This is a genomic window from Streptomyces sp. NPDC093085 (assembly GCF_040683935.1).
Classification (GTDB): Bacteria; Actinomycetota; Actinomycetes; order Streptomycetales; family Streptomycetaceae; genus Streptomyces.
Genome location: NZ_JBFBFB010000012.1, coordinates 47,617 through 64,183, shown reverse-complemented (window position 1 = coordinate 64,183; position 16,567 = coordinate 47,617). Strand labels below are relative to the sequence as shown.

Annotated in this window: 12 protein-coding genes and 1 pseudogene; 6 read left to right on the top strand and 7 right to left on the bottom strand. The window is 65.9% G+C overall.

Annotation, left to right across the window (positions count from 1 at the left end):
• Nucleotides 1–128 precede the first annotated feature (128 nt).
• The 4 genes from AB0O07_RS27335 to AB0O07_RS27320 form a co-directional block, all read right to left on the bottom strand.
• Complete coding sequence (locus tag AB0O07_RS27335; RefSeq protein WP_365637972.1) at nt 129–1,289, bottom strand: TniQ family protein; 1,161 nt, start codon at nt 1,287–1,289, stop codon at nt 129–131.
• Between the two features lie 134 nt (nt 1,290–1,423).
• Nucleotides 1,424–2,653, bottom strand: a complete 1,230-nt coding sequence (locus AB0O07_RS27330; RefSeq protein ID WP_365637969.1) for a TniQ family protein — start codon at nt 2,651–2,653, stop codon at nt 1,424–1,426.
• Between the two features lie 265 nt (nt 2,654–2,918).
• Nucleotides 2,919–5,192 (bottom strand): restriction endonuclease, encoded by a 2,274-nt coding sequence (locus AB0O07_RS27325; RefSeq protein WP_365637966.1) that lies wholly within the window; start codon nt 5,190–5,192, stop codon nt 2,919–2,921.
• Nucleotides 5,193–5,260: 68 nt separating this feature from the next.
• Nucleotides 5,261–5,515 (bottom strand): helix-turn-helix transcriptional regulator, encoded by a 255-nt coding sequence (locus AB0O07_RS27320; RefSeq protein ID WP_365637963.1) that lies wholly within the window; start codon nt 5,513–5,515, stop codon nt 5,261–5,263.
• A gap of 69 nt (nt 5,516–5,584) precedes the next feature.
• On the opposite strand from AB0O07_RS27320, the pseudogene AB0O07_RS27315 reads away from it, so the two are divergent.
• Nucleotides 5,585–6,040, top strand: a pseudogene (locus AB0O07_RS27315) (TniQ family protein); the annotation flags it as partial.
• 213 nt (nt 6,041–6,253) lie between these two features.
• Here the strand turns inward: AB0O07_RS27315 and AB0O07_RS27310 are convergent.
• On the bottom strand, nt 6,254–6,451 hold the full coding sequence (locus AB0O07_RS27310; protein ID WP_365638287.1) for a hypothetical protein: 198 nt from the start codon (nt 6,449–6,451) through the stop codon (nt 6,254–6,256).
• Between the two features lie 299 nt (nt 6,452–6,750).
• Between AB0O07_RS27310 and AB0O07_RS27305 the strand changes: the two genes are divergently transcribed.
• From AB0O07_RS27305 to AB0O07_RS27290, 4 genes are read left to right on the top strand one after another with little or no spacing between them, the layout of a single operon-like run.
• Nucleotides 6,751–7,368 (top strand): hypothetical protein, encoded by a 618-nt coding sequence (locus AB0O07_RS27305; protein ID WP_365638285.1) that lies wholly within the window; start codon nt 6,751–6,753, stop codon nt 7,366–7,368.
• A complete protein-coding gene (locus AB0O07_RS27300; RefSeq protein WP_365637962.1) occupies nt 7,365–8,132 on the top strand; it encodes a TnsA-like heteromeric transposase endonuclease subunit in 768 nt (255 codons plus the stop codon). The genes AB0O07_RS27305 and AB0O07_RS27300 overlap by 4 nt, the downstream gene beginning before the upstream one ends.
• Nucleotides 8,132–10,258: a Mu transposase C-terminal domain-containing protein gene (locus AB0O07_RS27295; RefSeq protein ID WP_365637960.1), complete on the top strand. Its 2,127-nt coding sequence runs from the start codon at nt 8,132–8,134 to the stop codon at nt 10,256–10,258. The genes AB0O07_RS27300 and AB0O07_RS27295 overlap by 1 nt, the downstream gene beginning before the upstream one ends.
• A 5-nt stretch (nt 10,259–10,263) precedes the next feature.
• A complete protein-coding gene (locus tag AB0O07_RS27290) occupies nt 10,264–11,454 on the top strand; it encodes a TniB family NTP-binding protein (protein WP_365637958.1) in 1,191 nt (396 codons plus the stop codon).
• A 182-nt stretch (nt 11,455–11,636) separates the two neighbouring features.
• On the opposite strand, the gene AB0O07_RS27285 is transcribed toward AB0O07_RS27290, so the two are convergent.
• Together AB0O07_RS27285 and rpsT are read right to left on the bottom strand one after the other, a co-directional pair.
• Nucleotides 11,637–13,001 carry a hypothetical protein gene (locus AB0O07_RS27285; RefSeq protein WP_365637956.1) on the bottom strand — a complete coding sequence of 455 codons (1,365 nt, stop codon included), beginning with the start codon at nt 12,999–13,001 and terminating at the stop codon, nt 11,637–11,639.
• Nucleotides 13,002–14,041: 1,040 nt separating this feature from the next.
• On the bottom strand, nt 14,042–14,308 hold the full coding sequence (gene rpsT, locus AB0O07_RS27280; protein ID WP_365637954.1) for a 30S ribosomal protein S20: 267 nt from the start codon (nt 14,306–14,308) through the stop codon (nt 14,042–14,044).
• A gap of 246 nt (nt 14,309–14,554) precedes the next feature.
• Between rpsT and lepA the strand changes: the two genes are divergently transcribed.
• Nucleotides 14,555–16,420 (top strand): translation elongation factor 4, encoded by a 1,866-nt coding sequence (gene lepA, locus AB0O07_RS27275; protein ID WP_365637951.1) that lies wholly within the window; start codon nt 14,555–14,557, stop codon nt 16,418–16,420.
• Nucleotides 16,421–16,567 lie beyond the last annotated feature (147 nt).

Genomic DNA, 16,567 nt, shown 5'->3' with positions numbered 1-16,567 from the left:
TGATGGTCGCGTAGCTCTACGTCGTGGCCAGGCATATCGGGGGGAGGGGGAACATGCCGGATCAGAGATCCGGAGGCAGACGCCCTCGCCGCAGCACTCCTCGGTATCCGTCAGAGGGAGAGCCCGCATCAGTCACCGTCGTGACCGTCCGGCTGGGTGCCGTGGAGCCGGGCCAGCGCGTCCGGGGCAAGTGCCCGGTCGATGAGTTCGTGCAGCTGAGGGCTGGCCTTGCCCAGGTACGACGGCACACGCTCGCCGAAGTCCCGAAGGCGCGCCTGGCTGACCACGGAGAAGACCTCCTGCACGGCAGCGGCCACATCCTGATTCTCCAGGACCGTGCCGATCACATGGAGCTTGGCCGCCTGAGTCACCGGATCACGCTGCCCCTCCCAGACGGTTCCGATCCTTGGATTGGACATCGTGCGCCGCATGGGGGCGAGGAATCCCGACCCGGACGGCTGCCAGGTGACAACGGGGCCGGTCTCACCCCACTCCCGGGGCGGGGAGTCCTCTCCGGGGGTGGGGAAGCGCTCCTGAAGGGCCGGGTCCGGGCTGGTGAAGGCCCGGACCCGCAGAGCGTTCGGGTCTTCGAGGAGCGTCCGCAGGGCCCGCAGGTCGGTGTACCACTGCTCGTCCTCGTCAGTGGGTGAGCCGGGAGCGATGAGCCGGGTCAGCCGCTGATGGGTGCGCTGCACCACGGGGTCGGTGACCGGCGGCGTATCCATCTCCCACAGGGGCCGGCCGCAGCGCTTGCGCTTGGAACGGCGTTTGGCGTTCGACGGGATCCTGGACGGTTCATCGTCGCGGTCGAGGAACCCCGGGCACCGTCCCGGCGCGTCCGAGCGCAGGATCGACGGAGAGAACGGAGAGCCGCAGCCGGGGCAGTGGGACGCCATATAGCGCCCGTGGTCGGGACACATCACCGCCCACGACTGATACCACCGCAACGGCCATCTGGCGGGGGGTTCGAGGCAGGGTGGGCAGAAGGACCAGGTTTCTTCCGGAGCCCAGTCGTACTCGGGGTGACGCCTGAGCCGGCCTTCGCTCTCCTTGACGAAGCCGAACAGCGTCATGTCGCGCAGGGTGTCCGGGCTCAGTCCCGTTCCGGCGTGCAGCGACATGGCGGCGGTAACCGTCAGTTCAGCGGTGTGGCGTGCGAGACGAAACGCGTGAGCGGTCTTCGGTTCCAGACCGAGCCGGTTCATGATCTGCGTGCGATCCACCTCGTAGGAGAGAGCGAGGTGATCGACCCAGCTGAACAGGGATTCGCCGGACAACGGCACCGGCACGGCGGGCAGACGCCGCTGCGGTGGCCCGGTCGGAGCGGGCCCGGCTGCGTCGCGTTGTCGGCTCAGGGGAAGAGCCGCTGTGGTCCCGGAAGCCGTGGGCGGCTTCGGCGTATCGCCGCTGGCGTGTTGCGGGTTCACTCGGACCTCTGGGGATAGGGCAGCACCTTGGACCCGGCCGCGGGGTGCACACGGTAGGGCGAGAGGGTGTTGATGTAGGCGGGCCCCTGATAGGGAAGTGCCACAAGGCCCGTCCGTAGGGCCTCGCGCATGTGCTCGGTGTCGTGATGGAACGCGCCGAACACCAAGGCGGTCCCGTGTAGGGCGGGATTGCGCCAATAAAGACGCTTCCACGGGTGCGCGGGGCACGGCTGGCGGAGGTTCAGCCATAGCACTGACCGCTCCGGACGGTAGCGCGTCGCCGAGAGCCTCTGGGCCACATGGGCGGCAGCGGCCATCCACAGCGGGTCGGTCCACAGCGGGGACAGCTCGGGCTGGGTCCGGGGCCAGGCATCGCCGTCCAGGGGGAGCACGGGACGGAGCTCCGGCTGAGCCCTTCGTAGCATCTCGGGGGACAGGCACTGGGCGGCGAGGGCGGTCAACGGGCCGAACTCCTCCTCCCGCGCGGACTCGTCCGCCGCTCCGTACAGCCAGCGCATCAGCCGTTCCTGCCCCTCGACGGCGCGGGCATCGGTGACCGGGACCACGGCGGCCTCGTCCAGACGCCCGCGGCAGACGGCGTTCGGCCCGTTCCGCAGCGGGAGACCGTCCCGGAGCGAGGCGGCGGCATCGGACGCGGGCCGCGTCAGGCGGCACTCACGGCTGTCCCGCCCCCAGCACAGGCCGCTCTGCACCCTCCCGCACCTAGGACAGCGGTTGCACAGGTAGATCACATGCTCCAGGCAGGCGAAGCTCCAGGGCAGCTTCCACTCCAGCCGCCAGCGGCCGTCCCGGGCCAGACACCGGGGGCAGAAGTTCGAATGGCGGCGCAGAGCCCACGCCCCGGCGGCCCAGGACATCAGCGCTCCCGGACGCCCGTACGGCGGGCGGGGAAGGTTGGGCAGCGCGGTGGCAGTGAACCGCGACAGCAGCATCTTGCCGATGGCTCGTTCGGAGAAGCCGGTCGCCGCACCGAGTGCCTCGATAGAGGGCGTGGACAGGGCCAGCCCCGCCGTGGTCGGGCGCATCTCCCCCCGGGTGCTGAGTCCGAGGGCGGGGATGATGTCCGGGCCACGTACCTCGTAGGCGAGACAGAGCCGGTTCATCCAGCTCGGCAGTGACTCCCGCCTGCCCGGAACGGGAACCGCAGGAAGCCGTCGGGGAGCCCCGGGCCGCAGCCGGAGCGAGTCAGGAACCTGGGCCAGCATGCCGAGTGCGCCTAGAGCATTTCGTTTGGGTCACCGTGCTGACCATAAGGAAGATGTCGATGATGTGGAGTCCGGCGAGGTAGAGCGTTGCGGTCTGTCGTATCGAGCGGCCAGGCACCTATGGAAGGTCAAGGGTTTACCTGTCGCCCGCCGGTACGGCAAGTCGTCCTGGCAGCAGACCTACTCGCCGAGGCAGCTGTACCCGACTGGTCCTCTCATCTGGGCCCCTGAGAGTAATGCGCCCGCAGGCAGCTGGATTCTGAGGCTATGAAAGCTCGCGAAACATGCCGTCGATCGTAACGCGTTCGGAAGCCGATGTGGAGGATCTGGAGAATCCGTAGCCCCCCTCAGAATCATACTGACGGTAGGAGAATCCGCGTTCTGCGTAATAATCTTCGATCGAGTCTCGGGCAGACTCGATTTCCGATCTCATGTCGTCGATTACGCCGACTCTGGTCGCCACATCTTCAACTTCACTGACCCATTGGTGATCGGAATCGCGACCCTGTTCATTGCCGGACAGGTTCTCTAGATCCTGTCGCAGCCCGGAGCAGGCGCTCTCGTGAAATTTTTCCGCAGGGTTGAAGTGCCGCATTAGGGCTGGAGCGTATAGTTCATAGAACTCTTCGAATGCGATCACGTCATCTTTGGTGTACATCGATTCGCCCCAGCCCTCAAATGCCCATTTCAACTCTCCTTGGACATGATCTGGATCCTCTGCGTAACGCATCATCAGTACTGTGTTGAAGATTCCCCAATCGTCAGGCTCCATGTACCGGGAAGACGTGCTCTTAAGTAGCTCGATCGCCACCGCGAGGAGCTCGTCGAATGATTTACTCATCAGCTGGCGTGTCGGCTCTAGCGACTTGAGGAGAGGTCTGATTGTTCGCGCGTGCGTCCCAAAAGGTTCGCGTGGATCGGATCTGCCGGATTCTCTCTCTCCGGCAATCAACTCCATCATTTTCCTGACAATGGAGGTTGAGTGAAGGGTCACGGTATTGGCGAAGTTCTGGAATCGAAGCTTTCCGCCAAGCTCGGATACTGCATACTCCAGAAGGGTGCTCACCTGGGCCAGGTGTATCGCGTCCTCGATGATGGTCACCAGGTAGTCCGGTTCTTCGTCAAGGAAGGCGAGAGTGAAGTCGCGTACGCTCGGGTTTGCGTAGGCGATCGTCGTGACCTCGTTATTTTTCTCTACGCGGACGAAGGTGCCTTCCAATACTCGAAGTGCGCCGCTGTATTCCGTCGGCTTCGCCCCTTTTTGAACCAAAGTCTTGAGGTTGCTGGAACTGACGCCATGGACGGGGAATGAGGCAAGTGTAAGCGTTATCCATTGGCCAAGGTCAGAAAGTCCATTGTTGAAGACAATCCTCCAAAGATCCAACGGGTGGTCAAGTGTGTGGTTAAGGGTGCGCGCGAATTCATCCGCCGAAGAGTGAGCCCGCTTGATGACTAGCTCAAGGATCCGCGGAGAGAAGTTCTTGTGGTTTACGACTGCCCAGTAGGATGAATTTTCTGCGTACTCTCTGACAACTTCTCGCGAGAGAGTGGAGAAGTAGATATGGTTGTACAGCATGCGCGCCCGCTGGACCGGGCCGTAGTCGGCGATATTTATTACGCACTCGACGACTCGAAAGTCGGCTTGAGCGATGGGTTCGCTGATGAGCCGAGTTTGTTGAAGGATCTGCGATCTCGTTGTCATGATGAGCCGCTTGTCTGGGCTCCGTGCAACACGGTCCATCAGGCGAATTATCCAACTGTCCTTCGCGCGTCTTTCGCTGATGTCCGTCTGTCCGAGGAAATCGTCATACAGGAAAACCTGTTTGCGGCCGGACTTGTATGCACTCCATGCGTCGTCAACGTCGGTTGCCACTGAAACGATTTGCCATTCCTCGTGCCAGTGCCTCAGGGCAAGCATTTCGGCAAGCATGCTCTTGCCGACTCCGGGTGAACCCGTCAGGACGACGACGTGCTTCTCGTCGAGCAGTTTGTGCGCTGCGTTGAAGTTGTCGGTATGGACATACAGCTTGACTCGGTCTCTGATGTCCTCAAGCAGTGCCTCGCTTCGCTCCCAGATGCCGCTTTGAACAATGCGTTCCAGGATTGTTGTCGAGGCGAGCCAGAGCTTGAAATGTTGCTGCTCCACCCTCGGGTGTCGCGTGATCAGGTCATTGATGTCGGTTTGGGACAGTAGGTCAGCGGTGTCGGAGAGCCATGGACCGAGATCCTCTGCAAGGGTGTCCTTCTGGGTCCTGCTCAGGTTTTGGGATGTGACGAAGAGATAGCGGTCGGGTTTCTCTTTGTTCATCTTTGGGACTTCGCGGCGTGCCGACGCGCGGAGATCTTTGAACGACGAGCCGAGGTAGTGCTTGCACTGGACGACGACCTTCCCCTCTGGTGCTTTCGCCCGTAGGTCGATGCCTCCGTCGCGGCCACGTCCGAATGCCTCCAAGCGCCAGTGGTACTCGGCTGCGAGGAGGTCACGAATCAGTATCTCGAAGTCGCTGGGCGAGAGGGTGCGGAAGTCGTAGTCGGCCAAACCGTGTGCTCCAGCAGGGTGATTGGGCCATCAGCTCGCACGCTGAGACGGGGCCTCGACTTTACCGGTTAGAGGTCGCCCGGCTCGGTGTCCTGGAAGAGGTCGACCGGCTTGACCCCCAGGGCTTGGGCGAGTGCGGGGATGCGGTCGACGGAAACGCTGTGAACAGCCGCTTCGACCTCGGCGTAGAAGGACCGGTCCATCCCGGCCGCCGCAGCCACGGCGGTCTGGGTCAGCCCCGCCCGCGTACGCAGAGCACGCAGCCGTCGGCCGAAGGCCAGCCGCTGGGCCGGGACCTCGGCATTGGAATCACTGTTCGCCACAGCCGGTAACCGTAGTACAGTCCCACATTTGTAGGAGATTTCCTACAAGATCGTTTCGGGGGTGTGGTGATGGGGGAGAGCTCTGTCCCGCGATGGCTTCCGGCGGTGCTGGTCCCCGTGGAGGGGGAGTCGTTCGCCTCATGGCTCAGCCGGGCGGCGGCCGACTGGCAGCTGGCTCCGGGGGAGGCCGCGCTGGCTCTAGGGCTGGAATGCCGGCCGGGGGTCGTGGTGCGTCCGCTGCTGTTCGGCGTCACGCTCTCCAGACGGAGCCTTCGGCGGGCCGGGGCCGCCACCGGGCTCGGAGCACGGGACCTGCGTGCGATGCAGCTGGCCCGGTACGCGGGGACGGCTCTGGAACTCGCCGGACTGGACCGCCCGGCCTCGGAACCGTCGCTCGCCGTGCTCGGCCACCAGGAGTGGGCCCTGTTCACCGCCAGCCGGGCATGTCCGAAATGCCTGGCGGAGCGTCCGGTGTGGCCGCTCTGGTGGCGCCTGGGGATCGCGGCGGTGTGCTGCCCGGTGCACCACGTCCTGCTGGTGGATGTCTGCCGCCGCTGCCGGACGAGACTGGGCCAGGGCTACAACGGTCATCCCCGGGGGCTCCCCTCCCGCCGCCCTGAGATGGACCTGAGCCGTTGCAACAACCGCCGTCCGGCGGGCAGGCAGCGCAAGGCCGGGCTGTGCGACCAGAAGCTGGCCGCTCTGCCCGCCACACCGGTCCCGGCCGCGCTCGCCGCCTTACAGCAGCGGGTCCTGGACATCGCGGACGGCCAGACCGAGCCGCGTGTCGCCGGACGTACGGTGCCCGCCGCGGAGTTCTTCGCCGCGCTGCGGTTCACCACCGCAGTGGCCCGGCTGGTGGCCACCGACGACGACCTCGCCGCGTGCTCCTTCCTGCCCGATGAGGCGGCCGAGGCGTTCACCGCCGAACAGCACGCGCGGCAGCGGGCTACCCGAGGCGGCGCGGGCACCCAGATGGGGGCCGTCCCGTCCGCCGCAGCCAACGCCGCAGCCGCCCTCGCCCTGACCGAGCCCGTGCTCCTCGGCCCCGGCCGACGGTCAGGCTCGGACCTGCTCAGCGAGTGGATCGGCCGGGCCGTCACCCGGCGCCGCACCCCGGGCAAGGGCGATCCGCTGCGGGCCGTGCCCCGCCCAGCCTGCCTGGAACCACTGGTGCGGCCGCCGCCCCGCCGGCCACCCGCGTCGCCGGAGCCCTCGCGGCCCGCCCCGCCCCCGTGGTCGCCTTCACCGCAGACCATCTGCCCCACCTCGTGGACGCCGACGACTACACCGACCTGCTGGCACCCCACCTGCCGGGCACGGCCCCGGCCAGCGGGCGCCGCCTCGCCGCCCTGTGCCTGGCCCGCCTCGCGGGCGCCCCGAGCTGGCAACAGGCTGCCGGCGACCTGGCCATGGACCCGCTCAAGGCCGCCCGCGCGGCCAACACCCTGGTCCAGCGCATCACCGACCCCGACGCGTTCTGGGACAGCGCCGAACGGCTCGCCCGGCGGCACCACCGCCGCGGCCTCGTCGACTACGGGGCCCGCCGCCGGGCCCTGGCCACGCTGACCGCCGTCCCCCACGCGGTGCTGTATCAGGTGTGCCGCCCCCTGGACCACGACGTCACCCTCCAGCGGCGCCGGCACGCTGCGGCCTGGGTCTGGCAGCACTTCACCGGCGGTGACGTCCGCGAAGCACCCGCCTACGACCCCCGGCTGTGGCCTTCGGCCAGCACGGAGTCCGTCCGGGAAGGATGGCGCCGCTTCGCCGTCTGGGTCCCCGAGACGGTCGCCGCCCATCTGACCGCTTACGGACACGACCTCCTTTACCCCGACACGCCAGGAGGGACATGAGCCCGAAGAGAACCCGCACTCTGACCCCGATACGGCACGCGGACCACCAGCTGTTCATTCGCTTCTACGACGCGGGCGGCATCGAGCGGCTCATGCCCGCCAATCAGGCCGCCGAGGTGCCCTTCGAAACGTGCATGCCCGCCCGGGACATCCCCTCCTACGCCGGGCAGAAGCACACCCCCGGCTTCTACTGGGCGGCCAGCAGCGACACCGTCGTGGAGTACGAGAGCTTCCTGGAAGCCCGCTGGATGAAACTCCTCGACTTCGACTCCAAAGTCGCCTGCTTCACCGCCCAGCCGTTCATCTTCGAGGGCGTCGACGCCGACGGCGCCTGGACCCACTACCCCGACCTCTTCATCCGCCGCACCGACGGCACCGTGCTGCTGCTGGACGTGAAGAACCCCGAACAGATCGACAAGCCCAAGATCCAGCACCAGGCCCGCCGCACCGCAGCAGCCTGCCGGACACTCAGCTGGGACTACCAGATGGTCGGCGAACCGGACCCCCAGCTGTGGGCCACCGTCGAATGGCTCGCCGGCTACCGCCGCCCCCTGAACGCCGCGGCCTCCGTCGCCCACGTTCTCCTCTTCCGGGCCCAGAACCCCGTCAGCATCGCCGAACTGCTGTCCCTGTGGCCCGACCCCCAGGTCGAACGCGCCGTCACCTACCACCTCATGTGGTGTCAACACCTGCTGTTCGACCTCACCCAGCCCCTGCGCGACCACACCCCGGTATGGACCGCGCCTGAACTGGAGCACACCTGATGGACCAGCGCCACCGCATCGCCACCACCGACTGGATCGAGTTCGAGGAGGAACAGCACCAAGTCACTGGCATCACCGGCGCCCTGATCAGGCTCCGCTCGGCTTCCGGACACCACCAGACCATCATGCTCAGCGTCCTGCTGACTGACCCCTCCTTCCGAGCCCGGACCGTACCGCCGCCCGAAGCCGCCGACACCGCCGCAGGCCTCGACCCCGGCGGGGTCCTGGCGCTGCTGCCCAAGGAAGTCCGCGACAACGCCCTCAAACTGGAAGAACACCTCAAAGAGGCCACCACCGGTTACCTCTCAGGAGACTCCCTCGCCGCCCAGCCCGGCGAACCCCGCCCCGAGTACCACCCCGACCTCCCGCTCAGCACCCGTGTCGAATCGAAAGCGGCCGAACTCGGCCTCACCCCACGCCGGATCTGGCAACTCCTCGACGAGTGGGAGGAGAACGGACTGTGGGCCCTGGTCGACCGGCGCAAGGCCCGCCTCAAGAACCCGCTGCGCAACATCGACGACCGAGTGATCTCCGCGATCCGGGAACAGGCTGCTGCCGAACGCTTCGACAGCTCCTCCAGCGTCTCCACCCGCTTCCGCCGCCGCACCCAGAACCGGCTGGACGCCGACTACGGACCCGGCACGGTCCCCCTGCCCAAGGAAGACACCTTCCGGCGCGTCGTCAAGATCCTGCTCCACCGAAGCCCCTCCGACCCCGCCTACCAGCGGATCTCGGACGCCAACCAGCCCGACCGCACCTTCGGCAACGTCATCGCCCACCGGCCCGGCCAGGTCGTCATGCTCGACACCACCCCGCTGGACGTCTTCGCCTACGACCCCGTGATGAACGACACCTACAACGTCGAACTCACCATCGCCCTCGACATCGCCACCCGCTCCATCCTCGCCTGGCGCCTGACCCCGCTCGGCACCAAAGCCATCGACATCGGCCTGCTCCTCGCCGACGTCATGACCCCCGAACCCATGCGCCCAGCCTGGGCCGCCGCCCTGCGCTACCAGATGCTCCGCGTCCCCTACCAGCGCCACCTCAGCCTGGACGAACGCCTCGCCGAAGCCGCAGCCCGCCCCGTCATCTACCCCGAGACCCTCCTCTACGACCACGGCAAACCCTACAAATCGGATGTCGTCCGACGCGCCTGCCGCAAATGGAAGATCGACATGCAGGACGCCCGAAAGCTCCAGCCCACCGACAAGCCCCACGTCGAACGCCTCTTCGGCACCATCCGCGAACAGTTCTCCATGCACGTCGCCGGATACAAGGGCTTCAACGTCGCCCACCGCGGCAAGAACCCCGAACAACAGGCCCGCTGGACCCTGGACGAGATCGCCGAGTTCTTCGCCGAATACGTCGTCGCGGTCTACCAGAACAAGCACCACACCGGGCTGCACCTGCACGGCTTCCCCAACCTGAACGTCTCGCCCAACGAGGCGTACGCCATGGCACTCGGCGCCGCCGGCTTCGTCGACTGCCCGCGCGACCCCGCCATGTACTACGAACTGCTGCCCATCGCCGACGCCGGACGCACCATCAACACCTACGGGGTCGAACTCAACTACCTCGTCTACAACGCGCCGGTGCTCTACGGGTTCCGGCGGGCCAAATCCCCGTACAACGGCGAGCGCTGGCCCATCCGGTACGACCCCCGGAACCTCCTGCATACCTACTTCCACAACCCCCGCGACAACGAGTGGTACGTCCTCGACTGGACCAAGGCACTCAGCGATCTCCAGCCCTTCACCGACATCACCCTGCGAGAGGCCAAGCGCCTGGTCGAACTCCGCGGCGGAGACCCGAAGGACAACGACTACCAGGAGAAGATCGCGCAGGCCCTGTGGGACCTGCAAAACCGCACCGACGCCCCCGAGACCTGGACCAAGGCCGACCGCAAACGGCACACCCGGGACCGCCACCGCGCCCAGGCACAGGCCCAGGACGAAGCGCGCTCCACCCCCGCCATCACCGCCCCGTCGCTCGTACCCCCCGGCAGCGTGAAACCGGCCATCGCGTCCCTCCACGCCGTCCCCGACCCGGCCGACGACGACTTCGACCCCTTCACCGTCCAGCCCGCCGAGGTCTGGAACTCCCCCACCAGCCAGGAGGGCTGACCACCATGCCGACCACACCCCCCTCCGACGGCGAAAGCAGCAGCCCCTCCTACGGCCCTGGCGACTTCAGACACCCGGGCCTCTCCGAGCCGCGCACCAAAGAGGAATGGCGCGAGTACCTCGACTACCGCCTCCCTCCCCGGCCGCTGCTGCTGGACAACGAGACCTACGAGAAGCTCAGCCCCGAAGAACGCCGCCGGCACAACCAGGCCCGCGCCGCCCACCACAGCGCCCTCGTCATCGTCCGCACCAGCCAGATGCACACGATCCACCACCAGATCCGCCGACGGATGATGACCAACGCGCACCAGCCCGCCGGAGCCCGACGCGGCATCGTCCTCGACGGCCCCGCCACCCTCGGCAAATCCACCCTGGTCAAGACCTTCGCCTACGACTTCGAGCACGCGCTGCGGCGCGACCACCCCGAGCGCTTCACCTTGCAGTACATGGTTGACGACCACCTGATCGACTACACACCCGTCGTCTACGTCAACATCCCCTCGCAGGCCACACCCAAGGACCTGTCCATCGCCCTCGCCGAATACCTCGGCCAGAGCTACCGCTCGGGCGCGACCAAGACCGACATCACCCGGCTCGTCCTGGAGAAGATGCGCCTCGTCGGCGTCGAACTCGTGATCATCGACGACGCCCACTTCATGGACCTCTCCCTCAAGGAGGGCAAGGTCGTCAACGACCACCTGAAGTACATCGCCAACCACACCGCGGCGACCTTCATCTACACAGGCGTCGACCTCAAGCACTCCGGCCTCTTCCTCGAAGGCACCGGCGCCACCCGCGTCACCCAGACCGCAGGCCGCAACACCCTCCTCCACATGACCCCGTACGCCATCAAGACCAAGGAAGAGAAATCCGACTGGGTCTCTGTCATCAGCGCCATGGAGGAAGCCCTCGTCCTCTACAAGCACCAGCCCGGGACCCTCGCCGGACTATGGAAGTACCTGCACCGCCGCACCGGAGGGAACATCAGCTCCCTCGCGGAACTCATCCGCGAAGCCGCGGCCGACGCGATGCTCACCGGTACGGAACAGATCGACCGGAAACTCCTCGACAGCATCGTGATCAACGAACACGCACAGAGCACCTACGAGACGTTCTGGCGGGAGGACCCCCAGCCGCCCGCACCCGAACAGAAAGACAAGCCCGAAGAAGAGGGCGGTGAGGCCGCAGCCGGCTAGAGAACCACCGGAATGAGTGACCCCCGGCGAGACCGGGCCGGGCGAACCAGGCTCGTCGGGGACTCAAGCAGATCCAGCTCGGACCTGGCCGACGGGTGTCCGGGCCGACGCCGGCCTGATCACGGACGGCTAACCAGCATCACAATCAAAATCCAGTAACTCTCATGTGCCGATGGCCTTCGCTAGATGTCCGGGAAATCGAAATGCTCGACCTCATGTTCGGTGGCGATCCTTGCCGTCAACCTTCCGCCATCGTTGAAAATTATCATGGGGATGACTGAATGGGAGTCATCGTCACCGTGTTCCGCAAGATCTTCCCAAGGAATGCGGACTCCCTGCCTGGCGAGCTGAGCCAGACTGCTGGCTACAACTGCATTCGAGGCGTTCTCCGAGCCTCGGTAGACGAAGCTTGAATATGTGTCAATCGAAGGGGATGGGGCAGGAGTTGAGTCGACACTTGGATTTTTCAGGGATTCGTTCACGATTTCCGCGAATTGGATCAGATTTTCTCTGACTCCGGAAATCGGCAGGAAGCCCCACAGGATGCTGTCGATGAAGCGTCTTGAAACTTCACGCTCTGCGCCCGCAAGATTCATAATCAACTGGGGGTTGCCACCCGCCTTGCGGACGTCCATTCGCAGTTCTTCGCCAGTGGACGTATTTGTTGTGAATTGAAGCCCAGTCAGATCGGTAAACCGAATGAGGACTAGCTCACCTTCGGCCAGTGCCAACCTTTGGTCTACGGGGATGGGGAGTGCGTAAGGGTTCGCTGCAAAAGGGGAGGGGTTCATTACTGCATCCATAAACCCCCCCATTGCAGGGATTTCCCAATCTCGACCATCGAGCGATTCCGTCAAGCCTTCCAGGGCCGCTCCGGGGTCGTTCCCTCTGGCCCACGCTGCGAGCAGCAGGTCTCTGTCACCCAGTCGTGCGACAGCGGCCCCCGAGTCACTAGCTGATGCATCCTCGATGCACTGCCGTAGGGTGTCATGCGCGGGTTGCGCGGCGGCGACTTCGACCGCAATCGCCTGCTTTTCATTCGATTCCGAGAAAAAGCCATGAGTCAAGTAATCGGATGCCCTGGCCCCCCGCTGCTCTTGTCGGGCGATCCTTCCCGTGGGTGGACGCTTCGGTGTGGGTCTATTCTTACATTCTGCGATGTGAATTCCGTTGGGGGTTACGGTGACTATGTCTCCTATGGCGACCAGGTGTGTAACGTCGGCCACAATGGGAATGCCGCCAAGTTTGGCTATCCCCTCGGCCACGCTGAGGACGAAGTCAAAATCCTCTCCTTGGCTGCTCAGGTTTGCAGGGCGCAGCCGGTCCCGCGCCAACTCTCGAATTACGTGACTGTCTAGAAGTTCCCAGGCCAGCGAGTCGCCAATGAGGCGCAGTAGATGCTTGTGGGTCTTGGCGTCCTTGTCCTTTCGTTTCTCAATGTTGCGAATCTCTTGTGCTAGCTTTTTTTGGAAAGTGAAGTAGTCGATTGGGGTTCTGATGCTGTCGCGCGAGAGAAGCAAACCCCGACGTACCTCATCAAGTTCCACAAGATCTCCTTGTTTTTGGTGTTGGCTGCGGTAATCCGCTCAACATCCTGCCGGGTTTCATAGCGAGTTGCGTACGAAATGCGCCGACGCGGCTGCTCCTCCCGGTGACTGTGGTCTGGAGACGGCAAGGTTGCGAGGCTGTCAGGCGCGTGGTGATGGACGGTCTCGCCCCTGACGTGCCTCTGGAGGCGAGGCGTGGGATGCGTGGAGACCTGAGCCTTCTGGATGCGCCCCTCACTTGCTGTCCGCAGTCACGCTGAGTGAACAACCCCTCGGGCCCCTGACGGCTCTGGGCGGCGGGTACTGAAATCTATCGCGCGGTAGGTGTGGCGTAGATCACCGCATGAAAGATTTCAATGCCCAGGTCAGAGCCTCATGCACTGAAATCTCTGGCGCGGTCCGACAGCAGCCGCCGGGCTGCCGACCGTAAACCGGGGGCTCGGGAGCTGCCGGCCCCCGGGCCGTCCGGCCCGACCACCCGGCTGTCAGCCGCCCGGCCGGCGCAGCCGGGCGCGCCCGGCCCCCTGGGCGACGTCGAGAGCATGCCGGGACCCGATACCAGGCCGGTCATGGCCCGTCCGGCCCCGGGCCGCCGAGGCCCCGGGCCGCCGGAGCCCGGGATGTCGGCCGTGAGCCCGTCCTGCGGCCGGGGCGACGAACCGCCGAGTTTCCTGCTGCCCGGCCACAGGCCGCCTCCTCTCGGCCCGTACGCCGAAGGCCCCGGGCCCGTACGCCGAAGGCCCTGGCCCTCCCGTTCTGCCCGTATGCCGAAGGCCCCGGTCCTCCCGTTCTGCCCGTACGCGGAAGTCCCCGGCATCTCCCGTTCTGTCGGCACGCCGAAGGCCCCGGTCCCTCCGTCCTGGGCGGGCGGGGGGCCGGGGCCTTCGGCTCAAGCTGTGAAGCTCATGAAGCTGCTGAACTCGCACCCGCGTGGCGAACGCAGTCGCGTGCGAGTTCGGGGTTCGCCGGTCAGGAGCGGTAGAGAGGGCCCGCTGGGTCCCTTCCGGCGTCGATCAAGTACGACAAGTAGGAACCGGGGCTCAGCCCTGGAGGGTGGCGACCTTGGCGGCCAGCGCCGACTTCTTGTTGGCGGCGGCGTTCTTGTGGATGACACCCTTCGAGACGGCCTTGTCGAGCTGACGGGACGCCTCGCGAGAAGCCGCGGTGGCCTTCTCGACGTCACCGGCGGCGGCAGCCTCGCGGGCCTTGCGGATCGCGGTCTTGAGCGACGACTTGACGGCCTTGTTGCGCAGGCGCGCCTTCTCGTTGGTCTTGTTCCGCTTGATCTGGGACTTGATGTTCGCCACGTTATGAGCCTTCTCAGCTTTGGTGAATCGCTTCGGTGAATCTCTTTGGTGAAGGTGTGGGCCTGGCCGTTCCGTCCGCGCCTGGTCGGAGCGGTACGGAGCCGAACCCAGCGAGTCAGGCTAGCAGCGACCCCCCGACCGGCCCAAACCGGGCGCAGTCCCGTACCCGTGGGACCATGGAGCCTACGTATCGATCCGAGTCCACCCGAGACGAGACGCCGCGCGTCTCAAGAATCAGGACCCTGCGTGCCCGCGACCCCTCTCCATGTGCCCGAGCCGAGCCGTACGGACCCGGCGCTGCTCCGCAACTTCTGCATCATCGCCCACATCGACCACGGCAAGTCGACCCTGGCCGACCGGATGCTCCAGCTCACCGGTGTGGTCGACCAGCGGCAGATGCGCGCCCAGTACCTCGACCGGATGGACATCGAGCGCGAGCGCGGCATCACGATCAAGTCCCAGGCGGTCCGGCTGCCCTGGGCGCCCACCACGGGGGAGGGCCAGGGCACCACGCATGTCCTCAACATGATCGACACGCCGGGGCACGTGGACTTCACGTACGAGGTCTCCCGCTCCCTCGCGGCCTGCGAGGGCACCATCCTCCTGGTGGACGCCGCCCAGGGCATCGAGGCGCAGACGCTCGCCAACCTCTATCTGGCGATGGAGAACGACCTCACCATCGTCCCGGTGCTCAACAAGATCGACCTGCCGGCCGCCCAGCCGGAGAAGTTCTCCGAGGAGCTGGCCAACCTCATCGGCTGTCAGCCCGAGGACGTCCTCCGTGTCTCGGCGAAGACCGGGGTCGGCGTCGACGCGCTGCTCGACAAGGTCGTCAAGGAGGTCCCGCCGCCGGTCGGCGTCGCGGACGCCCCGGCCCGCGCGATGATCTTCGACTCGGTGTACGACTCGTACCGGGGCGTCGTCACGTACGTACGAGTCGTCGACGGCCAGCTCAGCAAGCGCGAGCGGATCCGGATGATGTCCACCGGCGCCACCCACGAGCTGCTGGAGATCGGGGTCTCCTCGCCCGAGATGACCCCGGCCGACGGGATCGGCGTCGGCGAGGTGGGCTACATCATCACCGGTGTGAAGGACGTACGGCAGTCCAAGGTCGGTGACACCATCACCACCCTCAGCCAGGGGGCGACCGAGCCGCTCGGCGGCTACAAGGACCCCAAGCCGATGGTCTTCTCCGGCCTCTACCCGCTGGACGGCTCCGACTACCCCGAGCTGCGCGACGCGCTCGACAAGCTCCAGCTCAACGACGCCGCCCTGGTCTACGAGCCGGAGACCTCCGCCGCCCTCGGCTTCGGCTTCCGGGTCGGCTTCCTCGGCCTGCTCCACCTCGATGTGATCCGGGAGCGGCTGGAGCGCGAGTTCGGTCTCGACCTGATCGCCACCGCCCCCAACGTGGTCTACCGCGTCGTGATGGAGGACGGCGGCGAGCACACGGTCACCAACCCGAGCGAGTTCCCCGAGGGCAAGATCGACGCGGTGCACGAGCCGGTCGTACGGGCCACGATCCTCGCCCCGAGCGAGTTCATCGGCTCGATCATGGAGCTGTGCCAGAGCCGGCGCGGCACGCTGCTCGGCATGGACTACCTCTCCGAGGACCGCGTCGAGATCCGCTACACGCTGCCGCTCGCCGAGATCGTCTTCGACTTCTTCGACCAGCTCAAGTCGAAGACCCGCGGCTACGCCTCGCTCGACTACGAGCCCACCGGCGAGCAGACCGCCAACCTGGTCAAGGTCGACATCCTCCTCCACGGCGACAAGGTGGACGCCTTCTCGGCGATCACCCACCGGGACCAGGCGTACGCGTACGGGGTGCGGCTGGTCGCCAAGCTCCGCGAGCTGATCCCGCGCCAGGCGTTCGAGGTGCCGATCCAGGCGGCCATCGGCTCCCGGGTGATCGCCCGCGAGACCATCCGGGCCATCCGCAAGGACGTCCTCGCCAAGTGCTACGGCGGTGACATCTCCCGGAAGCGGAAGCTGCTGGAGAAGCAGAAGGAGGGCAAGAAGCGCATGAAGATGGTCGGCAGCGTGGAGGTCCCCCAGGAGGCGTTCATCGCCGTGCTCTCCAGCGACGACTCCGGAGGCAAGAAGAAGTAACCCCTCTGCCGCCTCCTCTCTTACGGCCAGAAGTAACTTCTCTGCTGCCGCCTCCCTTACGGCCCTCCCTTACGGCCCTTCCGTACGGCCTCCCTTACGGCCCTCCCGTACGGGTACGGCCCTCCCGTACGGGTTCCTCGCTCACGG

What these genes read in the sequence shown, in the direction of transcription:
- AB0O07_RS27290 (WP_365637958.1), top strand. Translation starts at nt 10,264, where the DNA reads ATGCCGACCACACCCCCCTCCGACGGCGAAAGCAGCAGCCCCTCCTAC.
- AB0O07_RS27300 (WP_365637962.1), top strand. Translation starts at nt 7,365, where the DNA reads ATGAGCCCGAAGAGAACCCGCACTCTGACCCCGATACGGCACGCGGAC.
- AB0O07_RS27330 (WP_365637969.1), bottom strand. Translation starts at nt 2,653, where the DNA reads ATGCTGGCCCAGGTTCCTGACTCGCTCCGGCTGCGGCCCGGGGCTCCC.
- AB0O07_RS27295 (WP_365637960.1), top strand. Translation starts at nt 8,132, where the DNA reads ATGGACCAGCGCCACCGCATCGCCACCACCGACTGGATCGAGTTCGAG.